Below are 16,507 nucleotides of genomic sequence, written 5' to 3'. Positions count from 1 at the left end.
ATTACGCGATGTGCCTGGACATCTGCAGCGCAACCGGTGCCGTGCAAACGCCGCCACGGTCTCTTCATCAATCGTCTCAAGCGCAGCGCCTGACCGCTCGAGCCACACCCCGAAGTGTGCGACCGAGTGCAGATGGAGTCGAACCACGTACGGGTTGTACCCGGTCCGGACGAGTCGCCGTTCGTAGTCGTGGACACGTTCCACGAAGGTGGCCGACCGGATGGCCGACAACCCCAGAATCGGTTTGGCATAGGTCTGCATGTCTGTTCTCCCTGAGGGCGTTGGTGACTCGCCCCCAGGGAGAAACTATCTGCAGATCACGGGCTCCATCCACCACGTGACCGCGGGTATTTACGCAGCTCTCCATCCGGTGCCGGAGCAGGAACTGCAGATAGTCTCCCGCTGCGGACAACAGGTGCGGGTTCCGAAAATTTTGATCACATCCTTTCCGGAAATTCTGATCACCTCCCGGTAGCCCTGCCGGATCAGAAGATCGTCGGGGATTCGGACTCCGACGAGGGAAAGGATGATCGACATGCTCAAGCGACACGAGATTCAGGTCCTCCGCCGCGCGGGTCACACGTGGGCAGAGGTGGCAGCGCTCAGCGGAGTGTCGGTGGGGACGGTGCGACGCGTCGCGGCCGAAAACGCCGTGACGGTCGTGGATAACGCGGCCGAGCGCACGCGGCGCCAGATTGGCCGTCCGTCGAAGGCAGAGGCATATCGGCGGGTGCTGGTGGACGCGCTGGCCGAGGTCCCCGGGCTGCGGTCGGTGGAGTTGTTGCACCGAGCGCGCCAGGCCGGCTACACGGGCGGGAAGAGTGCGGTGTATGCCCTGGCCCAGACGCTGCGGCCCCGCACGGTCACGCCGTTGGTGCGGTTCGAAGGACTGGCCGGGGAGTTTTCCCAGCACGATTTTGGGGAAGTCCTCGTCACGTATCAGGACGGGACCGAAACCAAGGTGCACTTCTTCGCGTCGCGCCTGAAATACTCGCGCTGGGCCGAGGTCACGCTCGTGTCGCATCAGCGCGTCGAGACCCTGGTCCGTACCCTCGTTGACCATCTCGCCGCGTTTGGCGGCATTCCCTTGGTGGCGGTCTTCGATCGCCCGAAGACCGTGGCCCTGAAGTGGGGCCGCGATGGGGTCGTAACGGAGTGGAATCCGACGTTTGCGGGGGTCGCGCTCGATCTGGGCCTCGGCGTGGAAGTGTGCTGGCCCTACCGGGCCCAAGAGAAAGGGGCGATCGAAAATCTGGTGGGCTGGGTGAAGGGCTCGTTCTTCAAGCAACATAGGTGAGATAGCCGACCTCGTCGATAAATGTGGAGCTCCACATTTGTCGACTAATGGTCAGAAACCAGAAATGTGGAGTCACAGTCCGTGCGCCACGAGATGCGAGTGATTCCGAGGGCAGCAACTCCACATTACTGATGCTACTGCTGACGGGGTCAGAGTCCTTCCAGCCACTCAAGAATCGACGCGTCCGTGCGCCAGAGTGCGGCGCCTGACGCAAAATCGGTCGGTCGTGCCTGCTCGATCGCTTTTCGCTTCATGTCCAGATCGACACTGGCATAGCGATTGGTCGTGGTCACACTGGCGTGCCCGAGCCAGTGACTGATCGTGGTGATATCCACACCGGCGCGCAGCAGATGAACCGCCGTACTGTGCCTCATACTGTGCGGGTGCAAGCGTTTGCCGCCCAGCGTGGGCCTCGCGACTTTGGCCCGGGCACAGTATTTTGCCAGCAGGTACCGCACGCCGAACCGCGTTAGCCGTCCACCGCGATGATTGCGGAAGAACGGTTGGTCGGGTGGCACGTCACGCCCTCGTTCCGCAAGCAAGGCCCGTAAGAGCTCGGCGGTTTGCGGCCACAAGGGGCACAACCGTTCCTTGCGTCCCTTGCCGTAGAGTCGGACCTGAGGAAGCGTGGCCAGCTGCAAGTCACCCACACAAAGCGTGACGATCTCCTGCACCCGGGCACCCGTGTTGAACATCGTGGCCAGCAGCGCGTAATCGCGACGGCCGTCTGGCGTGGTCCGATCCACGCTGGCGAGCACGGCTTCGATTTCGGCGTAGTCGAAGTACTCGATGGGGCGCGCGCGGGTCCGCTTGAACGGGACAGCGAGCACCCGTTGGCAGTGCTCGACGTGTGCGGGATCCTCGGTGGCGCAGTACCGAAAGAAGGCGTGAAGCGCCGCCAGCCGGACATTGCGCGTGGCGACCAGGTTGTGTCGGTCGGTTTCCAGATGCTGAAGGAAGTCCAGCACCTCCGCGGGGCCGAGATCATCGAGGTCCAGCTGGCTCACCGATCGCGCCCGCCGGGCGGCCACAAAGCGGAGGAACAGCACCAGGCTATCTCGATAGCTCAGGACGGTATGCGGACTGCTGCCGCGGACGCGCGGGAGATGATCCGCGAAGAACCCGCGGAGCGCGCGTGCCAGGGCATTCGGCGCGGCGGCGTTCATTGCGGACCTCCTTTGGCGGGCGGGGTGATGAGCGCGCCACAGTGTTCGGCGAATCGCGTACTCGCGGCCGCGGCGAGGGGCTCGACGAATTGCAGGTAGTACGCGGTCGAGACGATCGAGACATGCCCCATGTAGTGCGCCAAGAAGGGCAGCTTGGCGGGCACGTCCAGCCCGGCGCGGTACCAGCGGAGCAGCGCTGTGATGGCAAAGGTATGGCGCAGATCGTGCGTGCGTGGCATCTGGCCGGTTGCAGTGCGGATCGCGGCGTGATGGAAGAGCGCCCGCATGGCATGGCCGAGGCCGCCGCCGCTGTAGCCGCGACGGCGATGCCACAGCAGCGGGCTGTCGGCCCCGACGGGAAAGTGATGATGACGGCGGATGGCGAGCAGCCCGGCGATTTCGCGGGCGGCGTCCGCCGACACGGGAATCAGGCGCGACTTGTGAAACTTGGATGCGCGGATCTGCAGCGCGCGCTCACGCAGGTCGTAGTCGCCAACGGTCAGCCGGGTCAGCTCACCCCGTCGCATGCCGGTGGTGTACAGGAGCACGACCGCGAGGCGCATTGTGTCGGGACACAGCGGCGAATTGGAGGTGCGTGTCAGCGTGCGCGCGGCGGCGACGAGCTGGGCCACCTGATCGGCCGTGAAGAGATGCGGCCGAATGCCTTGGTGGACGGGCGGGAACAACCGCTCGTCTGGAACAAAACATCCGGGCTCGTGGCGCCGTCGATACAGACACAGATTGCGCACGTCACGCATGCGGCTCCGACGAATGCCCGACGCCAGGTGTTGCATCGTGAGGCACCAGTCGGCGAACGTCTCCGCGGTGAGATCGGCATGACGGGCGACCAGAAACTGATCGAGATGCGCCAGCACGCGTTCTTCTGCGGCGTACTGCCGGCCCAAGGCGCGCTTGAGTGTTAAGTAGCTCCTGATGATGGAGGCGACGACGGAGCTGAACGTCATGATTCCACCCCCGTCGTGCCGCGGTCGACCTCAGCGGGCAGATCCAACGCGACATCACGCAGGTCCTGCACCGCGAGCCGGAGATACACACACGTGCTTTCGAGGGTGCGGTGGCCCAAGAGGTCGCCGATCGTTTTTAGCGAGATGCCCGACCGTAAGAGGTACACCGCATACGAATGCCGGAGGCAATGGGCGCCGTGGAACGGAATCGCCAGCCCGCTTCGTTTGGACCACGCTTGAAAGGCTTCTGTGACTGCCGTCGGTTTAAGCACGCCAACCGGGGTCCGGTGTCGAAGGAACAGCTCCCGATACCTGGGCGGCGGCCCGCCTCGGAACGGGACCCGCTGTCGGCGTACGGCCAACGCGGCGCGGCCGTGACGGAGGTAGTCCAGGAGCGCAGTCCCGACGTCGTCGGTGAGGGGGAGCCAGAGCGAACCGTACGTCTTCCGCTGTGGGACGCGCACGCGCCGCGCCCGCCACTCCACGTCGTCGAGCGTGAGCGCGACGATCTCGCACGGGCGCAGACCATACGTGGCCATGAGCAGAAACATGGCGTAATCGCGCCGCCCCATCGGCGTCGTCCGGTCGATGGCCGTGAGCAACGCCTGCACGGTGTCCCAGGGGAGCGCGCGTGGCAGCTGCTCGCCGCGATAGACGCGCGGGGTGTCGATCTGCGCCTCGAGCCCTGGCGGGATCTCACCAACAGCGGCCAAAAACCGCAGGAACCCCCGCAGATGGGAGACGACATGCTGGAGGGAAGCGCGCGTTTGCTGGGGACCGACGGCACACAGAAACGTTTCGAGATCGCGGCGGGTCAGCGCAGCGAGACGCGTCGGCGTCTTCTCGTAGCCCACGTGTGCGAGAAAGGCCGTCACGGTCCGGCGATGGTAGGTGCAGGTCGAACGCGAGAATCCACGGACCTGCGCCAAATGGCTCGTGTAGGCCGTGACGCGGTGCTCGATGCGGGTCAACGCGGGTGCCGGGTACAACGACAGCTCGACCTGGCAATACCGGTCCAACTGGCGCACCAGCGCCGCGAGGTCGGGATCATCTTGGGAATCCGCCGGGGTACAGGCTCGCAGCCGAGCCCGTGTGAGGCCAGTCAACGTCCGCACGCCGCAGCGCTGCAACTGGCGCGCGAGTCGGGGCGCCGCGCGGAAGTACTCGCGTGCGCGGTCGGTCGAGTAGCCCTGCTTCAAGAGCCACGTGCCATACCCATCCAATGTCGGACCGATGATCGGCAACGACGTGTACCGACGATGAACCCTGGGATACAACTCAAGCAACATCGGGACCCTCCTGCTTTGCTGGTGCCGCCAGTGGCACGAGGGCCGATGCTACGAAAAAGTAATGTGGAGTGTTTGAGAGGAAAGGCGCCGGATCATCGGAGATCCAGGAGCGGATCTCCACATTTCTGGTTTCTGACCATTAATCGACGAATGTGGAGCTCCACATTCGTCGACGAGGCGGGCCAGATGTCACTCGCCAACGCCCTGGCCGTCACGAGAGCCGCCCGGAACCTCGTGCTCCTCGGCGATCCCCAACAGCTCGAACAGCCGAAGAAGGGGACGCATCCTGAGGGCGTCGGTGCTTCGGCGCTTCAGCACATGCTCGGTACGCACGCCACGATTCCGGCGGACCGCGGCATCTTCCTGCCCGTGACGTGGCGTCTCTCCCCTGCCATTTCGGCGTTCACCTCGGAAATGTTCTACGAGGGTCGCCTTCATTCGAAGAATGGGCTCGAGCGACAGCGGCTCGTCGGAAATGCATACTCTAAGGGCGCGCTGTGGGTCGTCGACGTTGATCACGACGGGAATCGGAATGCGTCCGATGAGGAAGTCGGGGTGATCGATCGGGTGGTGACCACCCTCCTCGAACCGGGACGCGGTGGGTCGACGAGGCCGGACGCGACGCTCAGGTCTCGGGTCGCGACATCCTGGTGGTCGCACCGTTCAACGCCCAGGTCGTGCGCCTGGCGGAACGGCTCGAGCGTCGAGGCATCGCGGTCGGAACCGTCGACAAGTTCCAAGGCCAGGAGGCGCCCATCGTCATCTACTCGATGGCGACGTCCTCTCCTGAAGACGCTCCGCGCGGGCTGGAGTTTGTATACAGCCTCAACAGGCTGAACGTCGCCTCGTCTCGCGCCCGTTGCGCGGTCTTCATTGTCGCCAACCCACGTCTATTTGCGCCAGATTGCAAGACACCGCGGCAGATCGCTCTCGCGAACGCGCTGTGCCGGTACCGCGAGTTGGCGGCCGTCGTCACACCGTCGAAAGCAGGCTAGGTGGTCGGCCCTCGCCACCGCACCCGGTCGCTCGTTTAGGTGCTCGCCCAGGAACGCTCCTGCACCTCGAAAGAATCCGAGATCAGCCAGCCGCCCGTCCGCCATGGTCACCGCGTGACTGTCCGAGCCGGGCAAAATCCGGGGAAACGGCCTCGGCGCCCCGATGAGCTCCTGCGTTTAACAAGCAACAGGAGCTGGTTTATGTTAAACGCTGCGTTTATTATGGGGACCAGGACGCTCCATAGTGAACACAGCCGAACATACAGATGCCGGCCGGACTCGGGACGGCCGGGCGGGACGATACACCCGCCAGCCCAGCGGTTATTCGGCATTCGTCCCGGCTCCGCTGCCGCCCGACCCGGCGGTCAGGGTTGCCGGCGACCTTCAGCGGCTGTTATCGGAAGCCGACCGCGCCCTGGGCCGACTGGACGGCTCCGTCCAGACGCTGCCGTATCCTGACCTCTTCGTCTACATGTACGTCCGGAAAGAGGCCGTGCTGTCGAGTCAGATCGAGGGCACTCAAAGCTCCCTCCAGGATCTGCTCGCGGCCGAGGCACACCTGCTTGGTGAGGGCACGCCGCGCGATGTGGACGACGTCGTGAATTACGTGCAGGCGATGAACTACGGTCTCTCACGGCTGGCCGAGCTACCTGTCTCGGTCCGCCTCATCCGAGAGATCCATGCCGAGCTGCTTCAGGGCGTCCGAGGCTCACGGCTCACGCCCGGTGAGCTCCGGCGGACGCAGAACTGGATCGGCCCAGGCGGCTGCACCCTCGCCGAGGCAACGTTCGTGCCTCCGCCTCCTACGGAAGTGGCGGGCGCACTGGGGGCGCTCGAGACATTCCTCCACGAGCAGGACGCTCTGCCGGTGCTTGTCAAGATCGGCCTCGCGCACGCGCAGTTCGAGACGATTCACCCGTTCCTCGACGGCAACGGACGCATCGGCCGCCTGCTTATCACGTTCCTGCTGTGCGAGCACGGCGTGCTCCGCAAACCGGTGCTGTATCTGTCGCACTACTTCAAACGCCACCGGCAGGAGTACTACGACCGGCTCCAGGCGGTGCGCGACGCCGGCGACTTCGAGGGCTGGCTGGCGTTCTTCCTCCGCGGCGTGGCGGAGGTCAGCGTCGAGGCCGCTGACACGGCGCGGCGCATCCTCGAGTTGCGCGAGCAGCACCGGCGCGCGATCACCGAACATCTCGGCCGCGCCGCGGGGAACGGCCACCGCGTCCTCGAGCGGCTGTACGAGCGGCCGATCGTGAGCGTCACCGACGTACGGGAAATGTTAAGGACAACGTTCGCCGGGGCGAATCAGATCGTGCAGCGGCTCGTGGGCTTGAAGATTCTAACGGAGATGACCGGCCGCGCGAGGCACCGGCGCTTCCGCTACGATGCGTACGTGCGACTGTTCGAGGAAGGCGGGGCGTGACACGGCTCGAAATCTACCCAGTCAAACGAAAACGAGAAAGGACGAGAAGCAGGAATGACGGTGTGGGATCGGCCCGGTAAAAAGCGTTGCGTGGGGCTGATCATCGCTGTTCGCCACGTGCGGCCAGGTTTTGAACCGCGCGAATCAAATCAGGCGCGATATCGCGAAGAGCCAGGCACCCGCCATTTCTGCCCCAGGTGCTCACGGCGCGCTCAACGGTCTCGCGCACACGGCCTTCCTGCGCTAGCTCGGCGAAGCGCATGACCACGTAGAGATCAGCTATGTCCTGACGCAGAGCGACACCGCTGGTCCGCCATCGTCATCACCGCTGGATGCCTCGGACTGAACGCCGTCACGCCACACGCTGCCCTTCAAGTGGTCGAATCCATCCGCGACCCAGATGTGGACGCGTTGCTCGGAGCGGGCCTACGTGAGTTGCATGAACTGCTCGATCAGCGCAACGAGCGTTGCGGGTTCGTCTTCCTGACAGAAATGGCCTGCGCTCGCGAGCTCGACGACGGAGCCGTGCGGAAAGGCCGCACGGAAATGCGTGAGAGCTATTTCGGGAATGATGGCGCGATCGCGCATGCCTTCGGCCAGCATGGCTGGCTTGCGCCGAATCGCTTCTATCTCGGCCGGACCGCCTGCCTGAAACCTGGCCCATTTCCCCGTGATGAAGTCGAGCGGGAAGTTGATCCCGCCAATGCAGTCCGCCTTCGTCCGAAAATGCGGGCGAGCGGTCTACGATTGGTGCGATCTCATCGAATGTCATGCCGAAGACGTCGTGCAGCACGAACGCGAGCCGCTCCGACGGCTCGAGCGTGTCCAGCACCACGAGGAGCGCGAGCCCGACTGAGTCAGCAAGCATGGCGTTGGACTCGGGATCCCCATCGGCGCGGGCGACGATCGGATCCGGCACACGCACGTCCCACGGGTCCTCCCTGCGTGACGTCCGGGTTCGCAACATGTCCATGCAGACACGTGCTACGACGGTCGTCAACCAGCCTCGCAGGTTCTCGACGTCGGCCGCATCGGTCCGGGCCAGTCGAATCCAGCTCTCCTGAACGGCATCCTCCGCCTCACTGATCGACCCGAGGATTCGATATGCCACCGCGCGCAAATGCGCCCGGTGCTCTTCGAATTTCTCAGTGCGCCACTCAGGCATCGGCATCGGTCGAAGTCCTCCGGTGCACTCCATCAATGTAATGACGGATCACACGTCGCGAGTGTGACAGAACAGCAGAGGCACCGTCGAGGACAACCACCGTCCTCGCCCGAACGGTCACATTTGCTCCTTGCGATCCGTCATATGTTCTAGCGGGCCGCGGCTTCCAGCCACGCCCCCCGACGCTCACTTGAGAGCCCCACAACTTGACTCAAATGCGTCAAGTTTCGGGTTCTCAAGAGTTCTGAAGGAGGATTGACATGAAGTTCGTATTGCTCGTCTACCACGGAGCCACACCCGCGCTACCGGGGTCGGATCGGTGGAACGCGTTGTCCGAGACAGAGAAGAAGGCCATCTACGCGGAGTACGCCGAGCTCAATAAGACCGAGGGCATCACTGTGGGACTTCCGTTCGGACTCCCTACCGCGGCGAAGACGGTGCAGGTGCGCGACGGAGAGATCCACGTCACAAACGGCACATACCTGAGCGAAGGTGCGGGCGGGTACTCCGTATACGAGGCCGAGAGCATGGACGCCGCGATCGCGTTGGCAGCGCGGATTCCAGCGGCGCGGCTTGGTGGCGCGGTAGAGATACGACCTGCCGAGAAGTACTGGTGACCGCGCGGACCGGGCTCGATGACCGCCGCCGTCCTCCTCCTCGGTTTCGGCTGGCGCACCGCCGGCTATGTCGTGCTCGGCCCGCTCGCGGCGGCCAGCCGCGCTCGGATAGCGCCAGAAGCGGACCTTGGGAGAAGAGAACGGTCCCGGAACCACATCGAACATGGTCACGGACGAGCACAGCCTCGGATACACTCAGCCTGCGCGACTCGGCCGTCGAGAGAGCCATGCCTTCGCCCGAGCCCGAGCGCGCGGTCTATGGACGGCAACATCCCACCAGTATCTGCCGGTAGAGCGCAGGCCGCGGCCGCTCTTTCGACGAGACACACGCAGCATTGTCGCCAGCACTTACCGCCTGGAGGGGTTCGGCATGCATCGAACGACATCGTCAGCATCGGGTACAGTTCTCAGAGCAGGTGTGGCCGCGCTCGTGTTGTGCGCGGTCGGCAGCGCGGCGGGTGTCCAGGACGTGAGCAATGACGACGCCGACGTCTGGACGTTCGACCGGACCGACCGCATCGGCGGCCATCCGACCACGGTCCTGGGAGCCCCGCGCGTCGTCGATACGCCGATCGGCAAGGCGGTGGAGTTCGACGGCGTCGATGACGCGCTGTTTGTCGATGTACACCCCCTGGCTGGCGCGGAGACGTTCACATGGGAGGCGATCTTCCGGCCCGACGGCGGCAACCGCGAACAGCGCTGGTTCCACCTGCAAGAGGCCGGCTCGGACAACCGGATGCTGTTCGAGATTCGTGTCGTCGGCGACCGCTGGTTCCTCGACAGCTACAACTTCAGCACGACCGGCGAGGCGACGTTGATGAACCGGAACAGCCTCCATCCACTCGGCGCCTGGTATCACGTCGCGGCGGTCTACGACGGCAAGGTGTTCAGCAACTTCGTCAACGGCGTGCGCGACGGCGCGCGCGAGATCGAGCTCGCGCCGCAGGGACCAGGGCGGTCGTCAATGGGCGTCCGCATCAATCTGGTCGACTACTTCAAGGGGGCGATTCATTCCTCCCGCTTTACACGCCGCGCGCTGTCGCCCGCCGAGTTCATGAAGGTGCCTGCCGCCGCCCCGCCGCCGCGGTAATACCCCACGCGCCCCGAGCGTCCGTCGCCGGCCGGCTCTCACCGTCAACGACGCGCCTCCTTCGGCCGGGCGTTGACGATGGCATGCTCTGGCGCTGCGGTGGGACTCTCACGTCCAGGCGACGCGCCCGCACGCTGCGGCCGCCAAGAGCTGCCGTTACCGCCACGCATGAGCTCGTGACGTGTCGGCGTCCGCAATCATGTCCATGTCGCTCGACGGCTACGTCGCCGACCTCAACGATGGCGTGGCCGAGGTGTTCGACTTCCGTTGGGGTCCACGGGGCTGACACCATCCAGCAGTGCCTGAATGCTGGGCTCCTCGACGACATCCACGTCGACATCGCGGCGGTTCTTCTTGGCTCCGGAGTTCGACTCTTTGACCACCTCGCCGGCACGCCAGCCGTCCTTGGCAACACGACGGTGATGCCGGGCGTCGGCGTGACACACCACCTGCGCTACCCAGTACGCAAGGCGTAGTCCTACCCCACACCTTTCTCGCCCGGCGGTGAGCTTTGTCTCATCGTTAGAACACACTCGAGTCATCATCGTGGAGACGACGACGTATATGATTCGACTCAGGTTTTCTGATGCGACGGCCAGCGACGCGGCGGCAATCGCAGCGCTGCAGAACTCCATCGCGGGAGCGCTTACAACACGATTTGGCGAGGGCCACTGGTCTTCACTGACCTCGGAGCGCGCCGTCCGGCGACCCTAACACTGCGTTGCCAGATCCGATCATTCATTCCGACCGCGAAGAAGTCCACTGTTGCTGCGTTCCGTATGAGCATCGTCCTTCCGCGACCGGCATCGCGACGCCCTTCAATGGAAACGGTCCGATGGACCGCTATTGGGGCGATCTCGGAGCACGTCGAGCGCGTAGTGCAGGTCGAGCCGTTCACCGAACCAGTCGGGAGTGGCGGTGTGTGGGCCAATGCGCATGCCGACGGCCGTCAACCGCGCGGTACTGGGCGCGAGCGGGTCTGCAGCATCGCCCGCGGTGCGCCATCTCGGCGCGGGTGGTGCGGCCGGCAGCGGCCGTCCATCGGGTCGATACACGTGGACCGAGCCATCCGGGCCGCGCGTGAGCGTGAAGCCTTCTTCATGGACCGCTCGATGATGCCGACGGCAGAGCAGGGCGAGGTTGGTCAGCCGCGTCTCGCCGCCAGTGGCCCAGTGATGCAGATGGTGGGCGTCACAGTGGCGCGCGAGACACCCGGGAAACTGGCAATGGCGATCGCGGGCGGCGAGGGCCCGGCGGATCGCTGGGGGGATCGTGCGCCGCTTCCGGCCGACATCGAGCACTGAGCCGTCCGGCGCATGCCGCATCACCACCGTCGCCGCATCGCAGGCGATGCGGCGCGACGTCTCCGCGGAGACGCGCGTGCCGTCCACATCCTCGAGCACGGCGTGGCCCGCGGCGGGCGCAACGACATCCCCGTCGGAGGCGTCGACGTCCGCGTTCAGCGTGGCCTCGTCGACATGGAGCACCACCTGATACCGATCGCCCGCCGTCCCGCGATCCAAGTCACTCGCCAGCGCACTCTCGGCGAGGAGCCCGAGGGCATCGGCACGGCGTTGGCCGGGGGTGACGTCTGCGGTGGCATCGTCGCGCGAGTCGCTCGCGCTCTCGCGGAACAGCCGGTCGCTGGCCGCCTCGAGCGCTCGTTGCACCACGGCCCCGAGCTCTGGCGTGAGCCGGCCGCGGATCACCAACATGCCATCCTCGTCCACCCAGGTTTGGACGTACCGCTGCTCATGGCGCCGCTTGGTTTCGCGCGCTTCGTCGAGGCGGTCGGCGCGGCGCCAGGCACGCGCCAACCGCTCGACGTGCGACGCCGTGCCACCCTGCGCCGCCCCCAGCAGCCGCGATTCATTGTCGGGGGTCGCGACGCGCGTGATCGCGCGGACTTTCGAATAGGAGATCTCGCCCCGCTCCATCGCGGCACTGATGAGGGGCAACCTCGCCAGCGCCCGCGCCACGCGGACCTTCTCGCGCGCCGCGCCGGGGGCGAGACCGATCCGCCAACTGAGCCAGTGCGCACAGGAGCGGCAGCCGCCGTCGTTCCAGCAGGCGCGCTCATCGACCTGCCTGATCAGCACCAAGAGCTCGTAGGTCGCCGCCTGAATGCGGGCCGACAGCTCCGCGATCGCATCGCCCAGGCGTGCGATCTCCTCCTCGGACATCGGCGTGGGCCGCTCGGTATGTTGTTCAATGATTGGAGGGTCTGAGGTCGCATGGGGTGATGATTCTTGAAGCAGCATGAACCATCATACCCCCCGTATTTTCGGCCTCGTGTACGCCTCCAGGAGCCACGAAATCGGCCTCAGGGGCTTCGGCGACCTTCTTTGACTGACAACGCTTGCCAGACGGCAAGCACACGCCTCCAGCAGGCATCCTGGCGCGGAGTCACAATCACAACGCGCTCGTCGAAAACTTCTTGTCAAGCATTTTCTTGGGTGCGGACCGGGAATATAGGTAACAGATCACACCGCTGGACGCTTTTGCTACCCATGCCTCTGGACTGAGCCCTGTGGGAGTAGAACGGAAAGGGCGGCCGCCCAAGAACCGTTTGCAGCCGTCGGCGACGAGTAGGAGGTGAGCCGCCGCGGCTGACACCGACGTTACTGGCGCCTGTGTTTGATCGATGACAGTTTGGTGGCAGGTGCACTGGGCGTGGAGAAGGAGGCGGTTCGCGCTCGAGTTCCACCCGCATAACGTCGCTATCGCTTCTCGCGCGCCCGCCGCGCCGCTCCTCTCCCACCTTAGCGGCGGCCTGCATGAGGCGCGCGGTACGATCACTTTCTGCTCTGACCGTGCATGGGTCGTCGACTTCGGCGTGCCTGCGTTCCAAGAGGGAAGGCCTCCCCGAAAAGCGAAGCTGGGCCGTTCTGTCAGCGGCCGGTTTTACATCGGAGTGGATCCGTTTTTCTACTTCGAACGCCTCAAGAACGAGAAGGGCATGCCTAACCTGTTCCGGCACTGGGTCATACGTCGTATCTTTCTTGGCGCACCACCGCGTTGAAGCGGGTTGTGCGCAGGCAGCGACTGAACAGCGCCAGTCCCGCGTACGAGGTGAGCGCGACGTCAGCGAATTCCAGGTGCAGATCCCCATTGACACGGGCTCGCAAATCGGTTCTTCTTCGTCTCACGTCCGGTAGCCTTTCGTTGATGGTCTTGATCTGCAGAGGTTGACCGACATCGCCGCCGAGCGCACTGGACGATTGTCTTCCCGCTGCCCATCGACCTCTCGAGGGTGATTCGTGAAGCTGCCGGTCCTCACGCGACCCAGTCTGCCCCTCGATAACCTCTGCTCCTACCAGATCTGGGCCAGCCTCTACATCGTCATGGTCTGGTTCCTCCTGGGCATGGAGTGGCTGTTCTTCGTCACGAAGCCATCGTTTCTCTCGGTGCTCGACTGGGGCGAGCGTGCTCATGCATTCGCCGCCGCCACAGTGCCGCTGCTCCTAGCAGGCCTGGTGCTACTGGGTGCGGTGTGGTTGGTAGGACGTGCGTCGGCCATCACGCAACGTACCTGCCGGTGGTTTCTGCAGTTTCCGCCCGCGTTCGTGCTCCTCGCCTCCGGCATGCTCGTCATCGACAACTTCACCCATACGGTCTTCGGCTGGGGCATCCGTGATCTCGAGCGCGCCCGGCTGTGGTACGCAGGCGCGCTGCTTCTGGCTGGCGGGCTCCTCTACATATGGACCGGAAGGGTGGCCGCAGAGCTCCACAGAAACGCGCGAAACCGCCGCTGGTGGATGAGCAGCGCAGCCGTGCTCGCGGTCTTCGCCGTCGTGGCAGCCGTAACGGAGACGGTCTCGACGTCGAGTGCTGCCACGACCACCACGACGATGCGCGCGACGAAGGCGCGCCCCAACATCCTCCTCCTCGGCCTCGATGGGGTAAATGCCGAGCATGTCTCCGTGTACGGATACGAGCGCCAAACCACGCCGTTTCTAGAAGAGCTCGCGCGCGAGTCGCTGGTATTTACGAACGCTTTCTCCAATGCTGGAAACACGGCGGGCTCACTCACGTCCATTCTTACGGGACGACTGCCCACGACCACCCGTGTTATCTATGCCCCGGATATCCTGCGAGGTCGTGATACCACACGCCACTTGCCAGCCTTTCTGCGCGCGCTCGGTTATGCGACAGGACAGTTCGCGATCCGTCACTACGCCGCCTCGGTCGACTTCAACATGCAAGACGCGTTCGACGTCGTCAATAACCAGTCCGTGCATGGTGGTCTGCCCGGAACGCAGGTGGCGCTCCGTCTAGGACCTGGCCGCCACCTGTTCGACCAGGTTCTCCTGCGAGTGTGGACACGCGTGGAGCAACTAGCGGGAGAGGGTGGAGCTGACCCTTTCGAAGAGGTGACCGACCCTATCTCGGTACAGTTCACGGATGAGAACCGTATGCGACAGGTCGCGCGATTCATTCAGAACGTCGACGAGCCGTTCTTCGCGCACGTCCACATCATGGTGACGCACGGTCCCAAGTTCGTGCCGCGGCGGCGACGCTTCTCAGCAGGTCTAAAGCAAGAACGGGAGATGATGCCGGAGTTCTATGACGACGCGATTCTCGAGGCGGATGACTATGCGCGCGAGATCGTCAGCCTGATCGAGCAGCGCGGCGCATTCGAGAACACACTGGTCGTGATCTACTCGGACCACGGCGCGAGATCCCAGACCAACGTCCCGCTGCCTCTCATGGTTCGCCTCCCAGAAGGCCTGCGACGCGGACGCGTCGGTGTGACGGCGCAGACGATCGACATCGCGCCGACGATCCTCGACGTGCTGGCGATCCGAACGCCGCGATGGATGGAAGGTCAGTCGTTGCTCGGTGAGGTCCCACCTTGTCGCCCCGTCATCGGGGCCATTTCGACGGACCCCACCTTCAGACACGGCGAAGGCATCGCGTCGGCCCCGGTGCCGCCGTTCTATAGCCTCGGCGTTGCCACACTGGTTCGAGGAGACCGCTGGCTCTATCTCGACGTGGACCACCGACCGCCCACTGCGCACGGTGGACGCGTACCGCTCCTGCGGGATGCGGAGACATGTCGGCCGTTCGAATCGGATGAAACGGAGCAATTCCTCATCCAGCATCTGCGATCCAAGCGTTACCAGATTCGTGGATTCTTTGATTCTTAGGATCCCGACCAGAATTATCTTGCTATCTTCGAGTAAGTATGATCTAACACGTGTGTGAGACGCAACGACGATCTTGAAGCGACCATCGTCGCGAAATTCAGTGTCATGGCGCCCGTGTTGGATGAACGCGGGCGTCGCCTCTGGGCGGCCGCCGAATCGGTGGCAATCGGCTACGGCGGAGACGCGCTGGTCTCGGCGGCGACGGGGCTGGCACGCGAGACAATCCGGAACGGCCGGCGCGAACTGGCGCACGGGGTGGAGGCGACCCCGCGCATTCGGCGCGCCGGTGCGGGCCGTCCGGGGCTCGATGAGACGCAGCCCGGCCTGACGGCGGCGCTCGAGGCCTTGGTGGAGCCGCTGACGCGCGGCGACCCGTCGTCGCCGTTGCGGTGGACGTGCAAGAGCCGGGCGCAGCTGACGGCCGCCTTGACGACGCAGGGCTGGCGCGTGAGTTCCACGACGGTGGGCCGTCTGCTCAACGCGCTGGGCTACCGGCTGCGGTCGGTGCGCAAGAGCCGCGAGGGCGCCGCGCATCCGGATCGGAACGCGCAGTTCGAGTACATCAATGGCACGGCCGCCGCGTTCCTGCAGCGCCAGCAGCCCGTGATCTCGGTCGATACGAAGAAGAAGGAATTGGTGGGCGATTTCGCGAATGCCGGGCGGGAATGGCAACCGACGGGCGCCCCGGAGCTGGTGCGCGTGCACGACTTTCCCAGCGATGCGATCGGCAAGGCGATCCCCTACGGCGTGTACGACATGGCGCGCAACGAAGCCTGGGTGAGCGTGGGCCGCGACCACGACACGCCGGCGTTCGCCGTCGCCTCCATTCGGCAGTGGTGGACGATGATGGGGCGGCGGGCGTCCCCAGCGGCGACGACGCTCCTGATCACGGCCGATGCGGGCGGGAGCAACGGCTATCGGTCGCGCGCGTGGAAGAACGAACTGCAACGGCTGGCCGATGCCCTGCGCCTGCGTATCCACGTCTCGCATTTCCCACCCGGCACCAGCAAGTGGAACAAGATCGAGCACCGTCTCTTCTGTCACATTACGAAGAACTGGCGCGGCCGTCCGCTTCGCACCTTCGAGACGATCGTCGAGCTGATCGGTCATACGAAGACGGCGGCTGGCCTGCGTGTCAAAGCCAAGCTGGACAAACGACGGTACCCGACGGGCTGCGCGGTCACTCCGGCGGAGATGCGAGACCTCGCACTGCACCCGCATGCGTTCCATGGCGACTGGAACTATGAACTGCGGCCACGACGAAGTTGACTACTCAATTTCGATCAAATGCCTAACTGCCTGTGGCTAAAGCCCCGCGATTCGCGGCGCGACGGGTAGCCACTC

Annotated in this window: 14 protein-coding genes and 1 pseudogene; 9 read left to right on the top strand and 6 right to left on the bottom strand. The window is 64.7% G+C overall.

The window, feature by feature from the left end:
• Positions 1–261, bottom strand: a 261-nt coding sequence (locus GEV06_25105) for a hypothetical protein (GenBank protein ID MPZ21148.1), incomplete at its 3' end; no start/stop codon positions are given.
• Between the two features lie 265 nt (positions 262–526).
• Here GEV06_25105 and GEV06_25100 point away from each other — a divergent pair.
• Positions 527–1,297: an IS21 family transposase gene (locus GEV06_25100; protein ID MPZ21147.1), complete on the top strand. Its 771-nt coding sequence runs from the start codon at positions 527–529 to the stop codon at positions 1,295–1,297.
• Between the two features lie 149 nt (positions 1,298–1,446).
• Here GEV06_25100 and GEV06_25095 read toward each other — a convergent pair whose 3' ends face one another.
• Genes GEV06_25095 through GEV06_25085 form a run of 3 tightly spaced genes read right to left on the bottom strand, consistent with a single transcriptional unit; the run spans position 1,447 to position 4,717 of the window.
• The gene (locus GEV06_25095) at positions 1,447–2,463 is read right to left on the bottom strand and encodes a tyrosine-type recombinase/integrase (GenBank protein MPZ21146.1); all 1,017 of its coding nucleotides are present in this window, start codon (positions 2,461–2,463) and stop codon (positions 1,447–1,449) included.
• Complete coding sequence (locus GEV06_25090) at positions 2,460–3,428, bottom strand: tyrosine-type recombinase/integrase (GenBank protein ID MPZ21145.1); 969 nt, start codon at positions 3,426–3,428, stop codon at positions 2,460–2,462. The genes GEV06_25095 and GEV06_25090 overlap by 4 nt, the downstream gene beginning before the upstream one ends.
• Positions 3,425–4,717: a tyrosine-type recombinase/integrase gene (locus GEV06_25085; protein MPZ21144.1), complete on the bottom strand. Its 1,293-nt coding sequence runs from the start codon at positions 4,715–4,717 to the stop codon at positions 3,425–3,427. Before GEV06_25085 ends, GEV06_25090 begins: the two co-directional genes overlap by 4 nt.
• 644 nt (positions 4,718–5,361) lie before the next feature.
• Between GEV06_25085 and GEV06_25080 the strand changes: the two genes are divergently transcribed.
• Together GEV06_25080 and GEV06_25075 are read left to right on the top strand one after the other, a co-directional pair.
• Entirely contained in the window at positions 5,362–5,712 is a 351-nt protein-coding gene (locus GEV06_25080) for a hypothetical protein (GenBank protein MPZ21143.1), read from the top strand.
• Between the two features lie 244 nt (positions 5,713–5,956).
• Positions 5,957–7,141, top strand: coding sequence for a Fic family protein (locus tag GEV06_25075; GenBank protein ID MPZ21142.1), 1,185 nt, complete (start codon positions 5,957–5,959; stop codon positions 7,139–7,141).
• A 352-nt stretch (positions 7,142–7,493) separates the two neighbouring features.
• On the opposite strand, the gene GEV06_25070 is transcribed toward GEV06_25075, so the two are convergent.
• A complete protein-coding gene (locus GEV06_25070) occupies positions 7,494–8,312 on the bottom strand; it encodes a sigma-70 family RNA polymerase sigma factor (GenBank protein MPZ21141.1) in 819 nt (272 codons plus the stop codon).
• A gap of 254 nt (positions 8,313–8,566) precedes the next feature.
• Here GEV06_25070 and GEV06_25065 point away from each other — a divergent pair, with 254 nt between their 5' ends.
• The 3 genes and pseudogenes from GEV06_25065 to GEV06_25055 all read left to right on the top strand — a co-directional run bounded on the left by GEV06_25065 (position 8,567) and on the right by GEV06_25055 (position 10,489).
• On the top strand, positions 8,567–8,923 hold the full coding sequence (locus GEV06_25065) for a hypothetical protein (protein ID MPZ21140.1): 357 nt from the start codon (positions 8,567–8,569) through the stop codon (positions 8,921–8,923).
• Positions 8,924–9,293: 370 nt separating this feature from the next.
• Positions 9,294–10,013 (top strand): LamG domain-containing protein, encoded by a 720-nt coding sequence (locus GEV06_25060; GenBank protein MPZ21139.1) that lies wholly within the window; start codon positions 9,294–9,296, stop codon positions 10,011–10,013.
• A 263-nt stretch (positions 10,014–10,276) separates the two neighbouring features.
• Positions 10,277–10,489 (top strand): annotated as a pseudogene (locus GEV06_25055) (dihydrofolate reductase).
• Between the two features lie 342 nt (positions 10,490–10,831).
• On the opposite strand, the gene GEV06_25050 reads toward GEV06_25055, so the two are convergent.
• Positions 10,832–12,274, bottom strand: coding sequence for a DUF222 domain-containing protein (locus GEV06_25050; protein ID MPZ21138.1), 1,443 nt, complete (start codon positions 12,272–12,274; stop codon positions 10,832–10,834).
• A 383-nt stretch (positions 12,275–12,657) separates the two neighbouring features.
• Between GEV06_25050 and GEV06_25045 the strand changes: the two genes are divergently transcribed.
• The 3 genes from GEV06_25045 to GEV06_25035 all read left to right on the top strand — a co-directional run bounded on the left by GEV06_25045 (position 12,658) and on the right by GEV06_25035 (position 16,432).
• Positions 12,658–13,035 carry a hypothetical protein gene (locus GEV06_25045; protein MPZ21137.1) on the top strand — a complete coding sequence of 126 codons (378 nt, stop codon included), beginning with the start codon at positions 12,658–12,660 and terminating at the stop codon, positions 13,033–13,035.
• Between the two features lie 238 nt (positions 13,036–13,273).
• Positions 13,274–15,163 carry a sulfatase-like hydrolase/transferase gene (locus tag GEV06_25040; protein MPZ21136.1) on the top strand — a complete coding sequence of 630 codons (1,890 nt, stop codon included), beginning with the start codon at positions 13,274–13,276 and terminating at the stop codon, positions 15,161–15,163.
• Between the two features lie 105 nt (positions 15,164–15,268).
• Positions 15,269–16,432: an ISAzo13 family transposase gene (locus tag GEV06_25035; GenBank protein MPZ21135.1), complete on the top strand. Its 1,164-nt coding sequence runs from the start codon at positions 15,269–15,271 to the stop codon at positions 16,430–16,432.
• Positions 16,433–16,507 lie beyond the last annotated feature (75 nt).

The sequence above is a fragment of the Luteitalea sp. genome (assembly GCA_009377605.1).
Taxonomy (GTDB): Bacteria; Acidobacteriota; Vicinamibacteria; order Vicinamibacterales; family Vicinamibacteraceae; genus WHTT01.
Note: the sequence above shows the minus strand (reverse complement) of the source record. Positions and strands in the feature narration are given on the sequence as shown.